Origin of the sequence: Rahnella sp. RFA10(1/100) (assembly GCF_004195115.1) — a bacterium.
Classification (GTDB): Bacteria; Pseudomonadota; Gammaproteobacteria; order Enterobacterales; family Enterobacteriaceae; genus Rahnella; species Rahnella perminowiae.
Genome location: NZ_SEWR01000001.1, coordinates 1210746 through 1232263, shown reverse-complemented (window position 1 = coordinate 1232263; position 21518 = coordinate 1210746). Strand labels below are relative to the sequence as shown.

Below are 21518 nucleotides of genomic sequence, written 5' to 3'. Positions count from 1 at the left end.
GGTTCCGATGCAACATAATCATGAAGTGGTGATCAGTGAAGTGCAGGGGGGTGTATTGCCGGTGGACGATCTGGATGCGCTGGCCGAAACCCTGATGCAGTCCGTGGCGCGGGGTGCCAGCATCGGTTTTATTCTGCCGTTCGGTTTTGTGCAGGCGCAGGCGTTCTGGCAAAAGTTATTACCGGCTTTTGCGCGGGGAGAAAAACGTCTGCTGGTGGCGCGTCTGGCGGGCAAAATCATCGGCACGGTGCAGCTGGTGGTTGATCAGCCCGCCAACGGCGCGCACCGTGGTGACGTGGTTAAACTGATGGTTCATCCTGATGGCCGCCGCAAAGGTGTTGCGCGCCAACTGATGACAGCGGTTGAAGCGCTGGCGCGTGAGGAGGGTAAAACGCTGCTGGTGCTGGATACGGTGACGGGCAGCCCGGCGCAAACGCTGTATGAAAATCTGGGCTTTACCCTGAGCGGAACGATCCCGCACTATGCGATGTCGACGGCGGGGATGCTGGAGTCCACCAGCGTGATGTATAAAGTGCTGATGTGAAATGTTTTAAAGTCAAAACCGTGGGCGTCGGCCCACACCGACTTGGGGGGCGGCCTATCGCCGCCGCCCCCCAAGACCCCCGGGCTCTTTCACTGCACGCTCCGCTCGCTGACTATGTTTCATAAGCCGCAGTGATAGCCGCAAAATCCCGCCGCTGCGCGGTTCCCTCCCATCGGGTTACAACCTGCGCAAAAAGATGCGCGGTTTTCCACCTCTCGTCCGGCGGTATTTTGAAACCGGCCTCAGGCTCTTAATTCACAACCTGACTGATTTTGAAATCTAAAAACTGTCTGCCCTTGAATTTAAGATGCTGCGGGCGTTTCAGAAAGCTTGCTGAATGAGAGGTTGCAGACCTAAGGCTGCAATCCCGAAATGAAGGTACCGCGCAGTTAAAAGAGCCCGGGATTCTCAAGGGGTGCGGCGACAGGCGCCCCTTGAGGCCAGTTTGGGTGGCAACCCAAGGTGTTGACCTTAAGGGCCAGCTTGGGTGCCGGACCCAAAAAATCACCGTTTCTGAATATACGTCAGCGCCAGCGCCACTGCCAGCACCAGCCCTTTGATGATATCCATCGCATAATAGGGTACTGACAGCATCACCAGCCCGTTCGACAGCACGCCCAGGATCACCGCACCAAGCAGTGTGCCAAGCGCATTAGGTTTACCGGAACCTGCCAGCGAAAAACCGATATACGCGGCGGCAACGGCGTCCATCAGATAGCCGCCACCGGCGTTGACCTGCGAGGAGCCGATGCGCGAAGCCAGCAAAATCCCGCCTGCACCGGCAAGTACCGATGACATGACATACGCGATAACCCGATAACGGGCGGTGCGGATCCCCGCCAGGCGTGCCGCCAGCGGGTTGCCGCCGATGGCGTACATGCGGCGTCCATGTTTGGTCAGCGACATAAACAGTTGTACCGCAAGGGTGACGACGGCCATCACGATCACGATCACCGGCACCTGGCCGAGCAGGCTGAACACCGCAGGCACTGTGCCTTCGGCCATATCACCGCTTGGCAATAACATGTTTTCAGTGATGGAACCGCCATAGCTGTAGGTCATTGCCGCACCCTGGATCACGAACAGACTGGCGAGCGTCGCCAGCATGTCAGGAATTTTCAGGATGACGATCAGAAAGGCATTGAACAGTCCGACCAGCGTACACAACGCCAGCGTGATAAGTATCGCTTCGGTGGTGCCGAAACCATGCCAGACGAACATTGAAATCACCAGCGCATTGGCGAGCGACGCCGTTGAGCCGACCGATAAATCGAAGCCGCCGACCGCAAGGGAAATCGATACGCCGATGGCAATGACTGTCACGATAGCAATTGAACGCAGAATGTTGATGATGTTCGACGGTTCGAGGAAATTATCTGACGCCAGGCCAAACGCGGCGATCAGCAATACCACGGTCAGCAACATGCCCCATTTATACAAAAACTCGAACAGTTGATGACGCCACGGCTGGCGGGCATCGGGCACATTTTCTTTACTCACCACGGCTTTGTTCACGCGGGTATTCCTCCGGTTGAATAGACTAATAACGTTTCTTCGTCGATGTCTGCGGCGTTCAGTTCGGCGACGATACGGCCGTCCCATAACACCAGAATGCGGTCGCACAAACCGACCAGTTCGGCGAACTCACCGGACGCATAAATAATGCCTTTTCCCTGTTGCGCCAGGCCGTCGATCAACCTGAACACATCCGTTTTGGCCTTGATGTCTACGCCTTTGGTCGGTTCGTCGAAGATCAGCACCTGACTCTCACTGCGCAGCCATTTTCCGATGGCGACCTTTTGCTGGTTGCCACCGGAAAGCCGTGCCAGCTTTTGCATTGGCCCGGAGGCGCGAATGCCTAAGCGGCCGATAATGTCTTTCGCCCACGACAGCGACTGACGCGTACTGAAAATACTCCAGCGCGAAAACGTATCGTCAGCGGTCACACTCAGGTTCATCGGGATATCTTCGTCAATGAAAATCCCTTCCTTGCGCCGTTCTTCCGGCACTAACGCCAGTCCCTGTTCCACGGACAGGTGCGGCTCCTTTGGCTTCCACGGTTTGCCATTCAGCTCACCACTGTCGATCTGGCTCGGCGTCGCGCCGAACAGCGCTTTGCAAAGTTCGGTTTTTCCGGCCCCGGCCAGCCCGGCGATCCCGAGTATTTCTCCCCGATGCAGACGCAGTGAAATATCGCGCAGTTTGTCTTTATCGTGCATCCCGCGGATGCTTAGCAGGGTTTCACCGCTGTGAGGCGGGCGGCGGGGCGGATAAATATCGTCAAGCTGATGACCAATCATTTTCTCGATAATGTGTTCATTGCTCAGACCGTTCATGCTGTCATCGCTGACCAGACGCCCGTCGCGCAGCACTGTCATGCGGTCGCAGATGTCGCGCAGCTCATGGATGCGGTGTGAGATAAATACGATCGCCATTCCGGCCGCTTTCAGCTTGCGCACCAGCGCGAACAGTCGCGCACTTTCCGCCTGATCCAGCGGCGCAGTCGGTTCATCGAGGATCAGAAAACGGCATTTATGCGATAACGCACGCGCCAGCAGAATCAGTTGCTTCTCAGCCAGCGTGCAGCTTTCGATCCGCGCCCGCAGGCTGATGTTCAGCCCGAGTTGTTCGGTCAGCAACTGCGCCTGATGGTATAGCTGCGACCAGTTGTGCAAATGGCCCGGCTCCGAAAGCCGGTCCAGCATAATGTTTTCAGCGACGTTGAGCGTTGGCACCAGAGCAACATCGACTTCCTGCTGTACCAGATGGATCCCGTGCTGGCGGGCATGATGCGGCAGGCGGATATTGACTGCTTCGCCGTCAATGTTTATCTGCCCGGTGTAATGATCATGCGTACCGGAAAGCACGGCCATCAGCGTCGATTTTCCCGCGCCATTCGCCCCGACCAATGCATGTACGGAGCCGCCTTCCAGTGTGAAATCCACCTGGCGCAGGGCAGGGAAACCGGCAAATGAAATCGAGATATTACGCATCTCAAGAAGGGAGGAAGTCACTGGGCGTTGGGCCTTATTAATAGACGGATGGGTATTTAGACGTTTAGCCGTCTAAGACTCGCAGTAGCAGAGTTTTAACATATCGGGGAATTTAAGCAACAAAATAAAAGTGATAACTAAGAGCGAAAAGATCTAAAGTCTTCAGCGGAAACTTGATCGACTCCCTCACCTGCGAAGGGGAGGGTTGGGATATTAAAGACAAATCAGCGGGTCAAGTTACCGGACAGGCATTGGCGTTAATACTTAACACTCCCTCCCGGCCTCCCCCTTCGCAGGGGGAGGAGAAAAGCAGATCATTCCTCGCTGAATTTAAGCGCTACCCCTAAGGCATCCGCTGCGCGCACGTTTACCTGAGACGTATTATCGTCAAAGGCGATTTCCCCCACCCGCAAACTGTTGCGTACCGCATCCAGCGAGCGTGTGGCAAATTCCAGCCCGATCATGCGGGCGCTGCCGTTCTCGCCTTCCGGCACAACGCCGAATTCCGCTGTGGCTTGTGCGGGTGTGATAAACCGGATCGTGGCGCGGCCCGCGCGCAACACCACTTCCTGCGGTTTGATGCCCAGCGCAGCCGCACCAAATAACTCACCATACACCTGCGAGGCATCCTGCGGACTGTCTGCGGAAATCACGAAACCGGTAATATCCGCGACACCGTTCGGATGGTTTTGCCATTCATTACGCCAGACCAGTTCCGGAGTCAGATGGTGACAAAAGAAACTGCGGCCATTCGGCACGCGGCTGGCAGCCAGCGGTACGGTGCGAAAGCGTGCATTCGGCGAGGTGCCGTCGTTGAGGGCGACGGGGCGGAAGAATTCGGCTGGCGCAGAACCCGCAATATGTTGCTGTTGCAGATGTTCGTACACTGCAGGGGAGTTCTGTGTTTTCCACACCAGCCCGGTCAGGCCTAACGGAGCCTGCCACAGATCCGTACGGGTGTGGGCGTTGCCCGGCTCATAGCCGAGCAGTTCAAGATAATTTTCGCTGAAAACCGCCAGATGATTGCTGGAACCCAGCGAATGATGGCCGCGCGGCGTGAGATGAAAACCCAGGCGGCGGAACTGTTGTGCCGCCTGATTCAGCTGTTCGCTGACATTAATCACCGCGTGATCAAGCTGCGGGCGCAGGGGCTGTGAATGTTGTGCTTCAGTCATTGAAAGGTTCTCCCAGCGTTAACATCAGACGGTTGGCCCAGGCGAAAAAGGCGGCGGACTGGGCCAGATCGACAATCTCCAGTTCGCTTAACCCCTGTTCACGCAGCGCCGTAATATGTTGCCCGGAGGCAACCGGTGGCGTAGCGGAAAGCGCGGCGGCGAAATCAATTTCGGCCTGCCAGCGCGGGGATTGTTCTTTGCTGAGAATGCCGCCCGGCGGGGTGTCGATCAGGCGCTGAACATCTTCAGTCTGTTTCGACAACTGGCTGGCTTTGCGCGAATGCACTGACGCGCAATAAATACAGCCGTTGATTTTACTGGCGACCGTGGCAGCCAGTTCACGCTCTTTTCGCGGTAGCCCGCCGGAGGTATAGAAAATGCCTTTGTCCGTCAGGGTCCGCTGTTCAAGTACCGGTAAATTGCGGCCTAACAGGCGGAAATAGTCAGAACCGGTATGACCAAATTTCGCCAAAATTGCCTGCTGGGCGTCATCGAATTCTTCCAGTTTCTTCGCCGGGATCCACGGTTCCCAACCCAGTTCTTCCTGGGTAAATGCCTGCGGTGCATCGCGGCCGCTGTGGGTATTCGGTTCGGTGCGCCAGAACGCAGCGCCGACCGGTTTGTTGCTGCCATTGTCTACCGGTTTTCCGCCAATCAGCCGGTAGCTGCGCAGTACGCGGCTCTGGAAACTGACGAAGGCGATCAGTTGCGACAGCGTGACAATGGCATCTGCTGACCAGCCCGCTTTTTTCAGTGCCTGCAAATGGGCAGGTGTGGCGCTGGCGGGTTTGAAGCTCAGGCGTTCACCGTGCGTGAGTGCAGCATCGAGGCGGGCGGTTTCGTCGATGTCCGGTAAATCCTGCAAACGCTCGGAATAGTGATTGGTCAGTTGCGAATCGCCGTGCCAGCGCGCGACGTTTTGCGCCAGCCGCAGGCGTTCTGCCAGCGAAAAATCCACGCCATCCTGTTCGGTAAACAGCGCATCGTAACTGCCCTGGGTGTGACGGGTGGCGGCGTCGCGGGTCTCGCGGGCCTGTTTCAGTGCGGAATCCGGAGCGATTTCAGCCAGTTTTTCCAGCAGGTCGGTCGAATAAGTGGTCATAGGGTTTCCCTTGAAAATGAGGAATCGGCGGATGGAGAGGAAACACTGCGCTGCGGCGTGCGGCGAACCCAGCCGAGCGCAGGCGCAACGTGACGGGCAATCAGTTCGATGGAACGTAAAATATACGGATGCGGCGGATCGATGGAATGCACCTGAAATGCCAGATCGGTGACGCGGGCCAGTGCGGTATCAGCCTGCAAGGAAGCGGTTACCTGGGCCGCTGTGCCGAGATGCACATCGAAGGCGCGGATGTAATCATCCAGCGTGTCGCCTTTTACACTCTGCCCGCTGGCACGATGATTTTCGGCCTGACGGCGTAAGCCTTTTTGCGCCAGTTCCCGCGCCTCATCGCCGTTTTCGGTAACAAACGCGGTACGTGACCCCATGATGCGCGGCGCAACGCCGTCTGGCAGAGCATCCAGATAGGCATCAATGATCGGATTTTGCAGTTCATCAAGGCGTAAATCCGGCGCGTCAGCCGGACGTGGCTGGGTGCGCGAAAGCATCAGACCGTCACCGGATTTACCGGCACGCGCGCCGCCGTCAACCGAGAAGGTCGCCTGCCAGATGCGGTTCGCCAGTTGTGGGGCAGCCGGGTACAGACGGTTACCGGTGCCCGCCAGCGGTTCACCGCGCCAGGCGGTCAGCAGGGTTTGCAGATTATTGCCAAATACCGCACCGCGCTCGTGACTTTCCAGCCCGAAGGGCGGGAAGGATGACGGCGTGCCGCCGGAGCCTAAACCGACCTCAAGCCGCCCGCCGGAGAGCAAATCCAGCACGGCGGTGTCTTCGGCCACACGCAGGGCATTTTCCATCGGCAGCGTAATGACACCGGTGCCCAGACGGATAAAGCGGGTATGTGCCGCAACTTGCGCGAGGAAAACCAGCGGTGCAGGCAGGCCGCCCTCGGCTTCATGAAAATGGTGCTGCGCGACCCAGGCAGAATCAAAACCCAATTGTTCGGCGTGAATAATTTGTTCTGTCGCCAGCCGGTAACGTTCCTGCGCGCTGGTGTTGTCCAGAAGGCGGGTGAAAAATCCAAGACGTTTACTGCTCATAATGTCCCTCTTGTTTCGTGTGCTGTTCATGCGGCGCGGTGGCGTCCGGGAATGGCATCAATAAGCTGGCGGGTGTAATCGCTGGAAGGCAGGGCGAAAACATCTTCCACAGGACCGGAATCCACCTGCTGCCCGCGGTTTAACACCGAGACGCTGTGTGAGATCTGACGGACTGTCGCCAGATCGTGTGAGATAAATAAATAGGTCAGACCGAGTGAATCCTGTAACTGCTGAAGCAATGTCAGAATTTGCGCCTGCACGGTGACATCAAGCGCCGATGTCGCTTCATCCAGGATCAGGACTTTCGGCTCTAAAATCAGTGCCCGCGCAATCGCCACACGCTGGCGCTGACCGCCGGACAATTCGCGGGGTTTACGGCTGAGTAATGTCTCCGGCAGCGCTACGCGTCGGGCAATATCCAGCACCCGTTCACGGCGCACCGCCGCCGGGATTTTTTCGAAATTCAGCAACGGTTCTTCGATTACGCGGAACAGGGTTTGCGAAGGATCCAGCGAGGCAAACGGGTTCTGATACACCAGCTGGATTTTCTTGCGCAACTGACGCAAGGCTTCACCTTTCAGCCGCGTGATGTCTTCGCCGTCGATCAGCACACGTCCGCTGTCCGGTTTCTGAAAACCCAGCAGAATGCGTGCCAGCGTAGTTTTGCCGGAGCCGGATTCACCGACCAGTGAATGCGTGGTACCGCGCGGAATGCTGAATGACACATGGTCTACCGCGCGGAACGCGGGCTGATTTTTGCCGCCCAGCGTGAAATCATGGGTGATGTTTTCAACCACCAGCACCGGCTGTTCCGCAGTGCGCAGATGCGTACGATGATGGCCGGACAGGGCCGGGGCGTCGGCGAAAAGCTGACGGGTATAATCACTTTTCGGTGCATCAAGGACTTCACGGGTGATGCCCTGCTCCTGGACTTTGCCGTGACGGAACACCAGTAACCGGTCAGCGCGTTCGGCGGCAATCGCCAGGTCGTGGGTGACCAGTAAAACGGCGGTGCCAAACTCGCGGCGCAGGTCGTCAATCAAGTCCAGAATGCGTTTTTGCACCGTGACATCCAGCGCACTGGTCGGTTCATCGGCGATGATCAGTGCCGGTTGCAGAGCAATGGCTATGGCGATTAATACGCGCTGTTTCATACCGCCGGACAGCTCGTGCGGATACTGTTTCGCCCGTTGTTCAGGGTGTGAAAGACCCACGCGGGACAGCAGTTCCACCACGCGGGCGTCGCGCTGCTGACGTGGCAGTCGCTGATGGATATCCAGAATTTCCGCGACCTGCGAACCGACAGTTTTGACCGGATCCAGCGAACTGGTCGGGTCCTGCGGGATCAGGCTGATGCGGGCACCGCGCAAAGCATCGAGGCGGCGCTGTGACCACTGACTGATGTCCGTGCCATTCAGACGGATTTCACCCTGTTCAATATGGCCGTTTTCTGCCAGCAGACCGATGATCGCCTGTGCAGTGGTGGTTTTGCCGGAGCCGGATTCGCCAACCAGCGCCAGCACTTCACCGGCATTAATCGAAAACGACACGTTATGCACTACCGGTTTACCGTCGTAGGCGATGGAAAGATTATCCAGTTCGAGCACCGGTGGGGCGTTATGCGTAAAAGTGGCCTGCGCGTTCATCGCGTTCTCCTGCGTAATGACTGGCTGATGCGGTTGGCGGAAAGCACCACCAGAACCACGACCACGCCGGGGAAGGTCGTCAGCCACCAGGCGGTGGAGATGTAATTGCGGCCTTCGGCGATCAGCAAGCCCCATTCCGGCGTCGGTGGGGGTGTGCCGTAACCGAGAAAACTGAGGGTAGAAATGGCCAGAATGGCGCTACCGAACTGCAACGCTGAGAAAGCGATTACCGAGGTCAGCGAGTTGGGTAAAATATGCCGCCACAAAACCGACAGGAACGAGCCGCCGCTGCCGTACGCGGCTTCGACGTAATCGCTATGACGTACCAGTACCACTTCGGCGCGGGCGAGGCGGGCGAAGTTGGCAACGGACGTGACACCGACGGCAATCGCCGCGTGCACCGTGCCGAAACCAAGCAAAATAATCACGCTCAGTGACAACAGCAGGCCGGGGATCGACAGTAAAACATCATTGATGCGCATAATAATGGCGTCGGTCAGACCGCCGCTGGCTCCGGCCGCCAGCCCCAGTGCGGTGCCAAATACCAGCCCGAGCGCCACAGCGACCAGCGCGCCGGAAAGGGAATGTGACGCGCCATACACAATGCGGGCGTAGACATCGCGGCCGAGCTGATCCGTACCCAGCCAGTGTCCGGCCTGCGGGGCCAGACGCTGTGCACCGGCAATCCCTTCAGTGCCGCTGTAATCAGTAAATAAGCCGGGGGCAATCGCCCACAAAATGACGGTCGCCATCACCAGCCAGGCGAGGATTAAGCCCGGTTGCAGGCGTGCGGGTATCCGGCGGCGACGCTGTGTTAGCGGCAATGAAAGCGTGCTTTTGCCAAGCGGTAAGCTGCTCATGCAGTGGCTCCTCCCCGTGAATTTTTAGAAGCAGAGGCTTTAAGGCGCGGGTCGAGCAGCGGATACAGTAAATCGACCAGCAAATTGATGCCGACAAAGGCGGTGGCGGAAATGACCACAATGGCCTGTAACACGGCGACATCCTGATTATTCACCGCCTGCTGCGTGAGTTGCCCGAGGCCGTTAAGACCGAAGACGGTTTCAGTGATCAGCGCCCCGGCAATCAGTTCGCCAAACAGCAAACCGGCAATGGTCAGCGTCGGAAGCAGGGCGTTGCGCGCCACATGACGCCATAATACGCCGCTGCGGCTGGCCCCTTTGGCGCGGGCGACAGCGACGAACGGCTGGGTTTGCACCTGATCAATACTGCGGATCAGGATCTGCGCCAGCGGCGCAGAAATCGGCACTGCAAGGGTGATAACCGGCAAAATAAGCCCGACCCATTCACCCGGATTAATCACCGGGATCCAGCGTAAATGGAATGAGAAAAACTGAATCAGCGCGATGCCCAGCCAGAACGTCGGAATGGAAATGAACAGCGAAGGCACCGCCTGTAAAGCATTCTTCAGCCAGCCGAAATGCAGCAGGCTGGAGAGAAACGCCAGTGCAAAGGCCACCACGGCGGCCAGTGCGAAGCCCATCAGTGCCAGACGCAGTGTCGGCGGAAAGTTGCTGCTGAGTAATTCAGTCACCGGTACGCCAGCCTGAATCGAATAGCCCAGATCGCCGTGAAGGAAATTGCCCAGCGTGTGCAGATATTGCTGCCAGACCGGCACATCCGCACCGTACGCGGCACGCATATCGGCGATTTGTGCCGGGCTTAATCCCATGTCCGGGTTCTGGAATTTAATCAGAATGGCATCGCCGGGCAGCACCTGTAACAGGATGAAGGAGACGGTAAACGCCGCCCATAACACCAGTAAGGCTTGCCCGAATCGACCGCTCACGTATCGGCTCATGATTTACTCCCCGTCTGTTAATGCTTTTCCAGCCATGCACCGTAGAAGCTCGGACGCCCGACGGCTTCGAAGCTCACGCCTTTGAAATATGGCGCCCCCGCATACACCTGCGGCTCTTCGAAAATCGGAATGACGTATGCCTGATCGAGCAGGTAGTTCTGCACGTCACCGGTCAGCTGCAGACGTTTTTTCGGATCCACTTCGGCAGAAATTGCGGTCAGCAGGTCGTTAAGTTTGTCGTCGCGGAAGTTTTTCACCTTGCTGCTCAGGCCGCCCTTTTGCAGCAATGCATCGCGGTTGGTCGGGTAGAAGGAACTTTTAATCACGTCCGGATCGGCGCGTCCGACTTCCACCACGTTAGCCGGGGTTTTCTCCGGATCAAGGTTATCCGCCACGCGGCTGCCCGCATCGCCCGCCAGAATATTCAGCTTCGCGCCAACCTGGCTCCATTGCTGGGAAACCAGCTGTAATACTTCTTTGTTTTGCGGTTGCGGCAGTGATTCATAAATGGTCAGCGACAGCGTTTTGCCGTCTTTCTGACGGATGCCGTTCTGGCCTGGCTTCCAGCCCGCTTCATCCAGCAGCTTTTTGGCAAGCGTCGGGTCGTAAGTCAGTTTGCTGCTCAGGTCGACATAACCGGCGGCGGTTTTGGCGATCACAGACGTGGCTTGCGGATAGTTTGGCGAAAACAGCGTATCGACCACCTGTTTGCTGTTGGTGGCGTGCAGCAGCGCCTGACGCACTTTCAGGTCAGACACCAGCGCGTTGTCCGGGCGGAACGAAATGCTGTCATTGACGCCTTTGGTCGGCGCCGCATAAATCGGGAAGTTCTGGTCTTTGGCCTGTTTCTCGTCATATGCCTGAACCTGACGGATGAAATCAGCCTGACCGGCCAGCAATGCGCCGATACGCACACTGTCTTCACCGGTGACGATCACTTTAATGCCGTCAAGATTAGCGCGCCCTTGCTGTTTAAGGTTTTTCGGCCCCCAGTGGTAATCCTTACGGGCAGTCAGATCGACTTCGCGACCCAGGGTTTCTTTACTGACCACGAACGGGCCGGAGCCGATGATATGTGTGGCGTCGCCCAGCGCGTCAAAATTACGGTTCAGGGTGCTCAGTGACACCAGCCCGGAACCAATCGTGGCGGTACCCTGCAGGAAGCCCGGCGACGATTTTTTGAAATAGAACTTCACCGTCAGCGGATCAATCACTTCGCTGTGGTCGTAATTGTTGATGACTTCGGAGACCGGCAAATGATGCTCTTTATTGCCCAGACCGTAAGTATCAAAGTTTTTGGCCACCGCGTTGGCATCCAGCGGCGTGCCGTCGGAGAAGGTCACACCCGGTCGCAGTTTAAAAGTGTATTCAGTTTTATCGGCGTTGAATGACCAGAATTCGGCGATCCAGGGTTCTATCTCCAGTGTCTTCGGATTCTGGTAGGTCAGTTTGTCGGTGATCTGATTGAGAATACCGCCGTTCGGATAGAAGCCGCCCGCAGGCGGATACAGATTGGTGTGTGCCTGCTGTTCAAGATAAATCAGCGTGCCACCCTGCACGGGCGTACCGTCAGCGGCAATGGCGGAAAATGTGCTGGTGAGAAGTGCCCCTAAAGCCAGTGCGCGGGTAACCGCGTTAATCCGGCGAATGTTATTCATCGTTAAACCCTTTTTCTTATCTGGCATGGTTGCAGGTGATGACTTTGGCGTTCTTAGAACCAAAGTGCTGAACCCATAACAAACCAATTTAAAGGACAGGTGAACGAAGGAATTTTGCAATCGTTAGCTGGAAACAGCATTAGGAGAGAAAATGGCATGAGAAGAAATGTACGGGAGGCAGAAAGAAAAAAACCAGCGGCTAATCCGGACGGGTGGACCGGCTAACCGCTGGCGATCATCAAAAATGATGAGCTAAGGAGAAACTGAGGTCGTCAGTGATCTTTTAATGCAGCTTCTGTGCCAGTTTTTATTTCAGGCTGAATTTTTGCCTGTTTGCTGCGGCTCAGGAAGGCATTGAGCAAAATGGCGCCAAACGTCGCCGTGCCGATGCCACCCATGCTGAAGCCGCCCAGGCTCAGGGTAAAGTTGCCTGCGCCCAGCACCAGCGTGACCGCCACCATGATCAAATTTCCGTTAAGTCCCAGATCCACCTGGTTTTGTACCCAGATGCGGGCACCGGCCACGGCAATCAGACCGAACACCACAATCGACGCGCCACCGAGCACCGGGCCGGGAATGGTGTGGATCAGTGCACCAAATTTGGGCGAGAAGCCCAACACAATGGCAACCATTGCCGCCGCAACAAAAATCAGCGTGGAGTAAATTTTGGTGACCGCCATTACCCCGATGTTTTCTGCGTACGTAGTAACACCGGTACCGCCCGCCGAGGCGGAAAGCAGGGTCGCCAGACCGTCACCGACAAACGCGCGGCCTATGTACGGGTCGAGGTTTTTGCCGGTCATGCCCGCCACCGCTTTAATATGGCCCAGGTTTTCCGCCACCAGAATCACTGCCACCGGCGCAATCATCAGCATGGCGTGAGAACTGAACACCGGCGTGGTAATGGTCGGGATGCCAAACCACGGTGCCTGTGCCACGGCGCTGAAATCAACCGGTGCGCCAAGCCCCAGGCCGTTGGTGATCACCATGTAAATCAGGTACGCCGCCACCAGTCCGAGTAACAGCAACAGACGCTGCACCAGACCGCGGGTGAATACTGCCACCGACCCGATACACAGCACGGTCATCACCGCCATCCAGCTGTCAAATGAGGATGCCGACACGCTGTTAATGGCAATCGGTGCCAGATTCAGACCAATTGCCATCACCACCGCACCCGTAACGACCGGCGGCATCAGGCGCTCAATCCAGCGTGTACCGAGCGCCATCACCACAAAACCGATCAGCGTGTAAATCACGCCACAGGCAATAATCCCTCCCAGCGCCACCCCGATATTCGGGTTCGCTCCATGGCCGCTGTAGCCGGTCACCGCGATCACCAGCCCGACAAAAGCGGCGCTGGAACCGAGATAACTCGGTACGCGTCCGCCGACCAGCAGGAAGAACAGCAGGGTACCGATGCCTGACATCAAAATTGCCATGTTGGCATCAAAACCCATCAGCAATGGCATTAACACGGTGGCGCCAAACATCGCGACCGTATGCTGCAGCCCCATGATGACCGTTGCTCCTAACGGCAGCCGTTCATCCGGCGCGATCACCGCGCCATCCAGATTGCCTTCTCTTTTACGCCATTGTGGAAACCAGGAAGTCTTTGCCATGCACGACCCTTACTAAGTTGAGGGGATGGAGTTAACAGGCTAACTGGCGCATCAGCGGGTGATAGCGCCGGTCGAAATACACCAGTCCGTGGCTGTCGTCGTTGCGCCGTAACGCAACGGCTTCACAAAACAAAATGTCGTGGGTACCGACACTGGTGATCTGCGTAACCTTGCAGTCAAACGACACCAGCGCGTCGGTAAGGATCGGTGAGCCGGTAGCGAGACGCATCCACCGGGCGGCTTCGAAACGTTGCTCCGTTGGTGTTTTTCCACCGAATAAATTGGACAGAGACTCATGGCAATCGGCCAGCGTGTTAACGCACAGCACCTGATTCTCTTTGAAGACCGGATACACCGAGGCTGAACGGTTCAGACATACCAGCAATGTCGGCGGCGAATCGGTGACACTGCATACGGCGGAGGCGGTGAAACCTGCGCGTCCGCCGGGGCCGTCGGTGGTGATGATGTTGACGGCCGAACCGAGGCGCGCCATCGCATCGCGATACTCTTGTTTCTCAACGGCAGCGTATTGGTCAGCGGCAGCTTGTTTTTCCACCGCAGGCACCGGGGCGAAAGGGCGGCCGGTTGCCGGTAATGTAGCGTTCAGGGTTGATGGCATGGTGATGTCCTCTGATTTTTCAGTGATGCTTACAGCACGCGGCAGGCGCGGTCGAAATCGAGGCGCGGCGCGCGCGGATACACTTTGCTGCTGTCGCCGTAACCGATATTGATCAGGAAATTAGATTTCCAGCCTTCCTGCGCCAGAAAGGTTTTATCGACGATGGTGTTGTCAAAACCGGACATCGGCCCGGTATCCAGGCCGAGTGAGCGGCAGGCCATGATCAGATACGCGGCCTGCAAACTGCTGTTGCGAAATGCCGTGTCGTGTGCCAGTTGCGGGCTGGAGGTGAACCAGGAACGGGCATCACCGGCGGGATACAGTTCCGGCAGCAGTTCGTAGAATTCCGCATCCCAGGCAATGATCGCGGTGACCGGCGCCGTCATGGTTTTTTTCAGATTGCCGCCTGAAAGCGCCGGTGCGAGTTGTTCTTTCGCCGCCTGGCTCTGAACAAACACGATACGTACCGGGCTGCAGTTGGCCGATGTGGGTCCCATGCGCGCCAGTTCGTAAACCGTCTTAAGTTGTTCGCGGGTGACCGGTTTATCCAGCCAGCCGTTATGTGTGCGGGCTTCGGTGAATAAAGTTGCCAGTGCGCTGGCGGTTAATGCTTCGGCCATGATGTCTCCGTGGGCAGGTGACCGGACGGGGTGGCGGAAGATGACGATGAATGCCGCCGCAGCCAGTCCAGTAAAATCGGGTTAAAGGTTTCCGGGTCGGTCACGCTCATTGCATGGCCGCCGTACAGCATTTGCGTATGTTCGCCGTGGGGCAGGCGGGATGCGAGATCGACCGAACGCGACCACGGTACCAGCAGGTCATCCTTGCAACTGAACGCCAGCGTCGGCGTAATCACCTGCCCGAGGCTGGCAGTCAGATCAGACTCCATCAGCGCCTGCAAACGGTGCAGTAAGTTTTCCATTCCCTGAAAATGCGCCACCTGATGCCGGCGCTCTTTCTGTAATAAGGCATCATTAGCTGAAAGCCAGTCACCCGGATACAGAAACAGCGGCTGCGCCTGCACGTAGGCATCGACCCCGCTGTTGAGCAGCAGATTCTGGCGCACTTCAAAGCAGCGGCGCGTCTGGCTGTCGAGTTTCGTCCAGCCGTTGATGACCACCAGACTTTGCAGCAGTGCCGGATAACGCAGAGCAAGATGCAGGCCAATAATGCCGCCGAGCGCATGGCCGACCAGATGACAGCGGCTGATATCCAGCTCATTGAGCATGCCGGCCAGTTCATCGGCCATGTCTTCCATCCGGTACCCGGCGGGCACTGTGCCCTGACTGACGCCGGTGCCGTGCTGGTCGTACACCACCACGCGAAAATGCGCCGCCAGCATTGTCAGTTGCGGTTGCCAGAAGCTTCCCGTCCCCCCCAGCCCCGATGAGAGCACGACGGTTTCCGCATCGGCATTTTTTTTCCCCAATACCTGGTAATACATGCTGATTCCTCAAGGTGTTCAGGACAGGTTGTTGCAAAATGATTATTTACCGATATGCGCCACGGAGGCGATTTCGATCAGCGCATCCGGTTTCACCAGCCCGCACTGAATGCAGAACCGTGCCGGTTTTTCGCCCGGGAAGTATTCAGCGTAAACCTGATTAACGGCACCGTAGTTCGCCCAGTCAGTGATGAAAATAGAGTTCATGGTGACGTCATCCATTGTGCCGCCCGCCGTTTCAATCACGTTTTTGATGATCTCCAGTACGTGACGGGTTTGTGCGGCGGCATCGCCGACATGTACGACGTTATTGTCTTTATCAAATGGCAGCGTGCCGGAAACGTATACCACGCCGTCGGCGAGGGTACCCGGAACAAAAGGAGCCAGCGGAACGCCGCTGCCAGCCGGAATAATGGCACTTTTAGGCATCGTCAATTGTCCTTTTAAGAAAGCGGTCAGGCCGCGTTTTGTTCAGTTTTATAACCCACGGCGTCGCAGAAATTGCGCACGCTGGAGACCCAGCCAAAGAAAGTTTCAATGTTATAAATCGCGGCTTTTTGCGCAAACTCCGGTCCGGCCTGATGGGTGGCGTCTTCAAGTACCACGCCAAAATATTCCAGGAAGAATCCGTCGCGCAGTGTGGACTCCACGCAGACGTTGGTGGCGATACCGGTAAATACCAGATGATGGATACCGTAGCTGCGCAGCAGACTGTCGAGCTGGGTATTGAAGAAGCCGCTGTAGCGCGGTTTGGGCAGTACGATATCGCCGGGTTGCGGCTGTAGTTCATCGACCAGGTCATAATCCCAGTCACCTTTCGCCAGCAGTTTGCCCATCAGTTCCGGACGCTTGCGCATCGTTTTCAGTGCGTTGGATTTGTGGAAGTTCGGCGAACCGGCCCCACCGGCTTCGACGTATTGATTGTCCCAGCCGTTCTGGAAGAAAATCACTTTAATGCCAGCGGCGCGGGCGGCGGCAATCGCCACTTTAATATTGGCAATCACCGGCGCGGTAGCGGAGACATCAAAACCGGCCAGATCCAGATAGCCGCCTTGTGAGGCATAGGCATTTTGCATATCCACCACAATCAGCGCCGTTTGCTGCGGCGTGAAAGCAATGGCTTCAGGGCGTGCTGTGAGGATCGTTTCCTCGCCGGTATTGTGGGGTTCGCGGCGGACCACAGTTTGATTCTCAACAACGTTCATCATGCGACCTCTTTCTGCTCAGTGCCGATGTGCTGGCGGGTTTTCATTAATGGCTGGATGTAGCGGCCAAAGTTTTCGATGCCTTCCACGAAATCATCAAAGGTCAGCAGCACGCCGCCGGCCCCGGGCACGGTGTCGATTTCGTCGAGCATTCTGGCCACGCTGGCGTAAGAACCGACCAGGGTACCCATGTTGATATTCACGGCGGAGGTCGGGTCGGCCATCTGGCGGACATTGGTATCGCTGCCGGATTTGGTGTCTTTGCTGCTCTGATCGGTGAGCCATGCCAGCGCATCGGCGTCAGCTCCGGATTTATACAAATCCCATTTAGCGCGGGCGGCGGCGTCGGTTTCGTCGGCAATCACCATAAACAGCACATAAGAGGAAACATCGCGGTTTTCAGCTTCAGCCGCCGTTTTCATGCGGGCAGCGGTGGGCGCAAAGGCGGTTGGCGTGTTGACGCCTTTGCCGAAGCAGAAGTTGAAGTCCGCGTGTTTAGCGGAGAACGCCATGCCGGCATCACTTTGCCCGGCACAGATGACTTTCATTTCACTCTGCGGACGCGGGCTGACGCGGCAGTCGTCCATTTTGAAGAATTCACCGTCAAGCGTGCAGTGACCGGTGCCCCACAGATCGCGCAATACGCTGACGTATTCGGTCAGGTAGTCATAGCGGCGACTGAAATAATCATCGCCCGGCCACATGCCCATTTGTTCGTATTCGGGTTTCTGCCAGCCGGTGACGACGTTTACGCCGAAACGGCCGTTGGAGATGGAATCAATGGTAGCGGCCATGCGCGCAACGATTGCCGGTGGCATCACCAGCGTGGCGGCGGTGGCATACAGCTGAATGCGGGAAGTCACGGCGGCCAGACCGGCCATCAGCGTGAACGACTCCATATTGTGTTCCCAGAATTCGGTTTTGCCGCCGAAGCCGCGCAGTTTGATCATCGACAGCGCGAAATCAAAATGATAGTGCTCCGCTTTCTGCACGATGGTTTTGTTCAGTTCGAAGGTGGGTTTGTACTGCGGCGCAGTTTCTGAAATTAACCAGCCGTTGTTGCCGATAGGAATGAAGACACCGATTTTCATAGCTCACCTCATGATGCAACGCGAAGGAAGGAATTCATGATGGGTATTGCAAGCGGGATGCCAGTTTTTTAATCTTTTTAATTATCAGTGAGTTAAATTTCGGTGTTGGTTTTTGGTAGAGCAAATGGTCTGTTTCAGACCATCTGGTCAAAAATGGCTGCACGTTTATCAGGCAGGATTGAACGGAAATGGTGCAAATTTGTTAAATTCATAACTCTTTGTGGTTACTGATTGTTGTCGTGGGTGTTACTGCAATCACCGGGATGCATAGCGATAGTCGCTTGTATCGCCATTTGCTATGATTTCAGCCTTGCTATTCGTCTCAGGGAGACATTGTGAAGCCATTGGTCGAATCTGTGCAGGCTGACGCCGGAGAGAAGAAATCCCGCCAGCCGCTGACGAAAGCCCCGACGCGACGTTCGCGGGCAGTCGCTGCCAAACGTGGCAATATCATGGCAGCGGCACTTGAGTTTTTCTCGTTGTACGGCATGCATGGCACCAGTCTGGATCAGGTTGCCGAGCGTGCCGATGTGTCCAAAACCAATCTGCTGTATTACTTCCCGTCAAAAGAAGATTTGTATATCGCCGTGCTCAAAGGGTTGCTGGATATCTGGCTGGCACCGCTGAAAGCGTTGCAATCTGATCAGCATCCGCTGGAAGCTATCCGTGAATATATCCGCCTGAAGCTGTGCGTTTCCCGCGATCACCCGCAGGCATCCAGGCTGTTTTGTCTCGAGATGGTACAGGGGGCACCGCTGCTGAAACAGGAGCTGGGCGGCAGCCTGAAAACGCTGGTGGAAGATAAATCGGATGTGATCCGCGGCTGGATTAAAGCAGAACTGATCGCGCCGGTTGATCCGATGCAGCTGATTTTTATGCTGTGGGCGACCACGCAGCACTACGCCGATTTCGGGGTACAGGTCGAAGCCATCACCGGTAAAACGCTCAGTGATCCTGAATTCTTTGAACAAACCGTGTGTAATGTGCAGCGCATTATTACCGAAGGCATTCAGCTTCGGGCTTAAGGGGGCAGAATGGATTCAGTTTCACAATTAGTGCTTGGCGCTGCAGTGGGCATTGCGGTGATGGGCAAACGTGCGCCGGTATGGAAATCTGCACTGGCTGGCGCGGTCTGCGGAACCTTGCCCGATCTGGATGTGTTTTACGATCACGGTGATGTCATCAGCAATATGACCCTGCACCGCACCGAAAGCCATGCGTTGTTTTATCTGACGCTGATATCTCCGCTGATGGCCTGGCTGATGGCCAAACTGTTCAGCGCCGGGCAACATTTCCGGCGCTGGTGGGGAACTGTCTGGCTGGCTCTGATCACCCATCCGCTGCTGGATGTGATGACGGTTTACGGCACCCAACTCGGTATCCCTTTTACGCATTATCCTTTTGCGGTCGGCAGCATTTTTATTATCGATCCGCTCTATACCCTGCCGCTGATTACCGGTGTTGGTCTGGCGCTGTATCGCGAGCAGCAGCGCGGCATTATGTGGAATAACGTGTTACTGGGCATCAGTTGCCTGTATCTGGCCTGTACCATGATTGAACAATATCAGGTGACACGGCATGTCGGTACAGAGCTGCAACGGCAAAATATTGACAGTACGCAGGTTCTGGTCACGCCGACACCCCTCAATTCGCTGGTGTGGCGTGTGGTCGTGATGAGTAAAGACAGTTACGGCGAAGGTTTCACCTCATTGCTGCACCCGGATTCACCGATCCGTTTCCGCTTCTATCCCCGCGGTGAGGCATTGTATGAAGCCCACAAAGATAACCCGTTTCTGGCGCGTGTCGCCTGGTTCAGCCACGGTTTTTTCAGCGTTAAAGAGCAGGGCGGCCATATTCTGGTCAGTGACTTACGCATGGGGCAGGAACCTGATTACACGTTTGTATTCGATCTCGGCGATATGAAAGCCGGTGCGCCGCCGGCACTGCCGGTGAAAGTGGCGTCGGCCAGACCGTCTGCCACAAAAATGTGGGAGCAGTTCAGGCAGGCACTGGACGTTGATTAAAACAAAAAGGAGCCAGATGGCTCCTTTTTGACATCATGAGTTCATCATTCAGGCTTTACGACTGCGGCTGCGCAACCCATAGCCTATCCCCAGGATCACAAACCACAGCGGCGTGACCAACAGCGCCTGTCGCGTATCATCCTGCAAGGTCAGCAGTACCAGAACAAAAGCAAAGAATGCCATACAGACCCAACACATCAGTTTGCCGAGCGGCATTTTGTAGATTGAGGCTTCGTGCAGTTGCGGACGTTTACGGCGGTAGACCAGGTAAGCGCAGAGGATGATGGTCCAGACGAACATAAACAGGATCGCAGAAACGGTGGTGACCAGTGTGAAGACCGTCACCACATTCGGGATCAGGTAAATCAGCACCACACCGCCGAGCAGACAGATACACGAAAAGGTCAGGCCGTTCGACGGCACTGCGCGGGAAGAGAGCTTACCGAATGCTTTCGGCGCGTTGCCTTCCTGTGCCAGACCAAACAGCATGCGGCTGGTGGAGAATACGCCACTGTTAGCTGAAGAGGCGGCAGAGGTCAGTACCACAAAATTGATGATGCTCGCCGCCGCCGGCAGACCGGCCAGCACAAACAGTTCAACAAACGGGCTCTTATCTGCCACCACATGGCTCCAGGGCGTCACCGACATAATCATGATCAGCGAGAACACATAGAACATGATGATGCGCAAAGGGATAGCGTTGATGGCACGCGGCAGGGATTTCTGCGGATCTTTAGTTTCGGCGGCGGTGGTGCCGACCAGTTCGATGCCGACAAACGCAAACACGGCGATCTGGAAACCGGCAAAGAAACCGCTGACACCTTTCGGGAAGAATCCGCCATCATTCCACAGGTTGCTGAATGACGCGACGGTGCCGGTTGGCGTCTGGAAGTGAGTCAGCACCATCACCAGCCCGGCGATGATCAGCCCGACAATGGCGACGATTTTGATCATCGCGAACCAGAACTCCATTTCACCAAACATTTTCACGGTAGCGAGATTCAGGCTCAGCAGCACCAGCACGCAGATCAGCGAGGCGACCCATTGCGAGAGGCCGGGGAACCAGAACTGTGCGTAGGCGGTAATCGCCACGACGTCAGCGATACCCGTGACCACCCAGCAAAACCAGTAGGTCCAGCCGGTGAAATACCCGGCCCACGGGCCCAGTAAATCGGCGGCAAAGTCGCTGAAAGATTTATATTCGAGATTGGACAGTAACAATTCACCCATCGCACGCATGACGAAAAACAGCATAAAGCCGATGATCATATAGACGAAGATGATGGACGGACCTGCCAGGCTGATGGTTTTGCCTGAGCCCATAAACAGGCCGGTACCGATAGCACCGCCAATGGCAATCAGCTGGATGTGACGGTTAGAGAGATTTCGCCGCAAACTTTCTGCGTTCTCTTCCCCCGGCTGGACGAGGATTTTTGACTCTTCTTGCATGTTGTATTGATTCCTGTTTTTTGCTTTTTTGCGTATGAACTCCGCCATATCGCATTCATTTACGTCAAT

At 56.3% G+C, this 21518-nt stretch carries 20 protein-coding genes; 3 read left to right on the top strand and 17 right to left on the bottom strand.

The features are described from left to right. The first annotated feature begins 7 nt into the window (after positions 1-7). A complete protein-coding gene (locus tag ETV65_RS05585) occupies positions 8-544 on the top strand; it encodes a GNAT family N-acetyltransferase (RefSeq protein ID WP_129951892.1) in 537 nt (178 codons plus the stop codon). Positions 545-1048: 504 nt separating this feature from the next. Here ETV65_RS05585 and ETV65_RS05580 read toward each other — a convergent pair. From ETV65_RS05580 to rutA, 16 genes are all read right to left on the bottom strand, one after another. Then, complete coding sequence (locus tag ETV65_RS05580) at positions 1049-2044, bottom strand: ABC transporter permease (RefSeq protein WP_129952144.1); 996 nt, start codon at positions 2042-2044, stop codon at positions 1049-1051. A gap of 11 nt (positions 2045-2055) precedes the next feature. Next, positions 2056-3537, bottom strand: coding sequence for a sugar ABC transporter ATP-binding protein (locus ETV65_RS05575; RefSeq protein WP_129952145.1), 1482 nt, complete (start codon positions 3535-3537; stop codon positions 2056-2058). Between the two features lie 314 nt (positions 3538-3851). Next, a complete protein-coding gene (locus tag ETV65_RS05570) occupies positions 3852-4712 on the bottom strand; it encodes a VOC family protein (protein ID WP_129951891.1) in 861 nt (286 codons plus the stop codon). Continuing rightward, entirely contained in the window at positions 4705-5814 is a 1110-nt protein-coding gene (locus tag ETV65_RS05565) for an alkylhydroperoxidase domain protein (RefSeq protein ID WP_129951890.1), read from the bottom strand. Before ETV65_RS05565 ends, ETV65_RS05570 begins: the two co-directional genes overlap by 8 nt. Next, positions 5811-6872, bottom strand: a complete 1062-nt coding sequence (locus tag ETV65_RS05560; protein WP_129951889.1) for a putative FMN-dependent luciferase-like monooxygenase — start codon at positions 6870-6872, stop codon at positions 5811-5813. Before ETV65_RS05560 ends, ETV65_RS05565 begins: the two co-directional genes overlap by 4 nt. A 26-nt stretch (positions 6873-6898) precedes the next feature. After that, positions 6899-8518 (bottom strand): ABC transporter ATP-binding protein, encoded by a 1620-nt coding sequence (locus tag ETV65_RS05555; RefSeq protein ID WP_129951888.1) that lies wholly within the window; start codon positions 8516-8518, stop codon positions 6899-6901. Then, positions 8515-9378, bottom strand: a complete 864-nt coding sequence (locus ETV65_RS05550; protein WP_129951887.1) for an ABC transporter permease — start codon at positions 9376-9378, stop codon at positions 8515-8517. The genes ETV65_RS05555 and ETV65_RS05550 overlap by 4 nt, the downstream gene beginning before the upstream one ends. Next, entirely contained in the window at positions 9375-10337 is a 963-nt protein-coding gene (locus tag ETV65_RS05545) for an ABC transporter permease (protein WP_129951886.1), read from the bottom strand. The genes ETV65_RS05550 and ETV65_RS05545 overlap by 4 nt, the downstream gene beginning before the upstream one ends. Before the next feature lie 17 nt (positions 10338-10354). Then, complete coding sequence (locus tag ETV65_RS05540) at positions 10355-11995, bottom strand: TIGR04028 family ABC transporter substrate-binding protein (RefSeq protein WP_129951885.1); 1641 nt, start codon at positions 11993-11995, stop codon at positions 10355-10357. 272 nt (positions 11996-12267) lie between these two features. Further along, positions 12268-13617 carry a pyrimidine utilization transport protein G gene (gene rutG, locus ETV65_RS05535; protein ID WP_129951884.1) on the bottom strand — a complete coding sequence of 450 codons (1350 nt, stop codon included), beginning with the start codon at positions 13615-13617 and terminating at the stop codon, positions 12268-12270. Positions 13618-13648: 31 nt separating this feature from the next. Then, positions 13649-14236 carry an NADH-dependent FMN reductase RutF gene (gene rutF / locus ETV65_RS05530; protein ID WP_235173151.1) on the bottom strand — a complete coding sequence of 196 codons (588 nt, stop codon included), beginning with the start codon at positions 14234-14236 and terminating at the stop codon, positions 13649-13651. Positions 14237-14265: 29 nt separating this feature from the next. Beyond that, the gene (locus tag ETV65_RS05525; protein WP_129951883.1) at positions 14266-14856 is read right to left on the bottom strand and encodes a malonic semialdehyde reductase; all 591 of its coding nucleotides are present in this window, start codon (positions 14854-14856) and stop codon (positions 14266-14268) included. Further along, on the bottom strand, positions 14841-15680 hold the full coding sequence (gene rutD, locus ETV65_RS05520) for a pyrimidine utilization protein D (protein WP_129951882.1): 840 nt from the start codon (positions 15678-15680) through the stop codon (positions 14841-14843). The genes ETV65_RS05525 and rutD overlap by 16 nt, the downstream gene beginning before the upstream one ends. A 42-nt stretch (positions 15681-15722) precedes the next feature. Then, positions 15723-16109 (bottom strand): pyrimidine utilization protein C, encoded by a 387-nt coding sequence (rutC, locus tag ETV65_RS05515; protein ID WP_129951881.1) that lies wholly within the window; start codon positions 16107-16109, stop codon positions 15723-15725. 26 nt (positions 16110-16135) lie between these two features. Next, entirely contained in the window at positions 16136-16888 is a 753-nt protein-coding gene (gene rutB / locus ETV65_RS05510) for a pyrimidine utilization protein B (RefSeq protein WP_015690206.1), read from the bottom strand. After that, the gene (gene rutA, locus ETV65_RS05505) at positions 16885-17976 is read right to left on the bottom strand and encodes a pyrimidine utilization protein A (RefSeq protein WP_129951880.1); all 1092 of its coding nucleotides are present in this window, start codon (positions 17974-17976) and stop codon (positions 16885-16887) included. The genes rutB and rutA overlap by 4 nt, the downstream gene beginning before the upstream one ends. A 335-nt stretch (positions 17977-18311) precedes the next feature. Here rutA and rutR point away from each other — a divergent pair, with 335 nt between their 5' ends. Both rutR and ETV65_RS05495 read left to right on the top strand, forming a co-directional pair. Next, positions 18312-19001 carry an HTH-type transcriptional regulator RutR gene (rutR, locus tag ETV65_RS05500; protein ID WP_129951879.1) on the top strand — a complete coding sequence of 230 codons (690 nt, stop codon included), beginning with the start codon at positions 18312-18314 and terminating at the stop codon, positions 18999-19001. Positions 19002-19010: 9 nt separating this feature from the next. After that, entirely contained in the window at positions 19011-20000 is a 990-nt protein-coding gene (locus ETV65_RS05495) for a metal-dependent hydrolase (protein ID WP_129951878.1), read from the top strand. A 48-nt stretch (positions 20001-20048) separates the two neighbouring features. Here the strand turns inward: ETV65_RS05495 and cycA are convergent, their stop codons facing one another. Continuing rightward, entirely contained in the window at positions 20049-21449 is a 1401-nt protein-coding gene (gene cycA / locus ETV65_RS05490; protein WP_129951877.1) for a D-serine/D-alanine/glycine transporter, read from the bottom strand. Between the last annotated feature and the right edge of the window lie 69 nt (positions 21450-21518).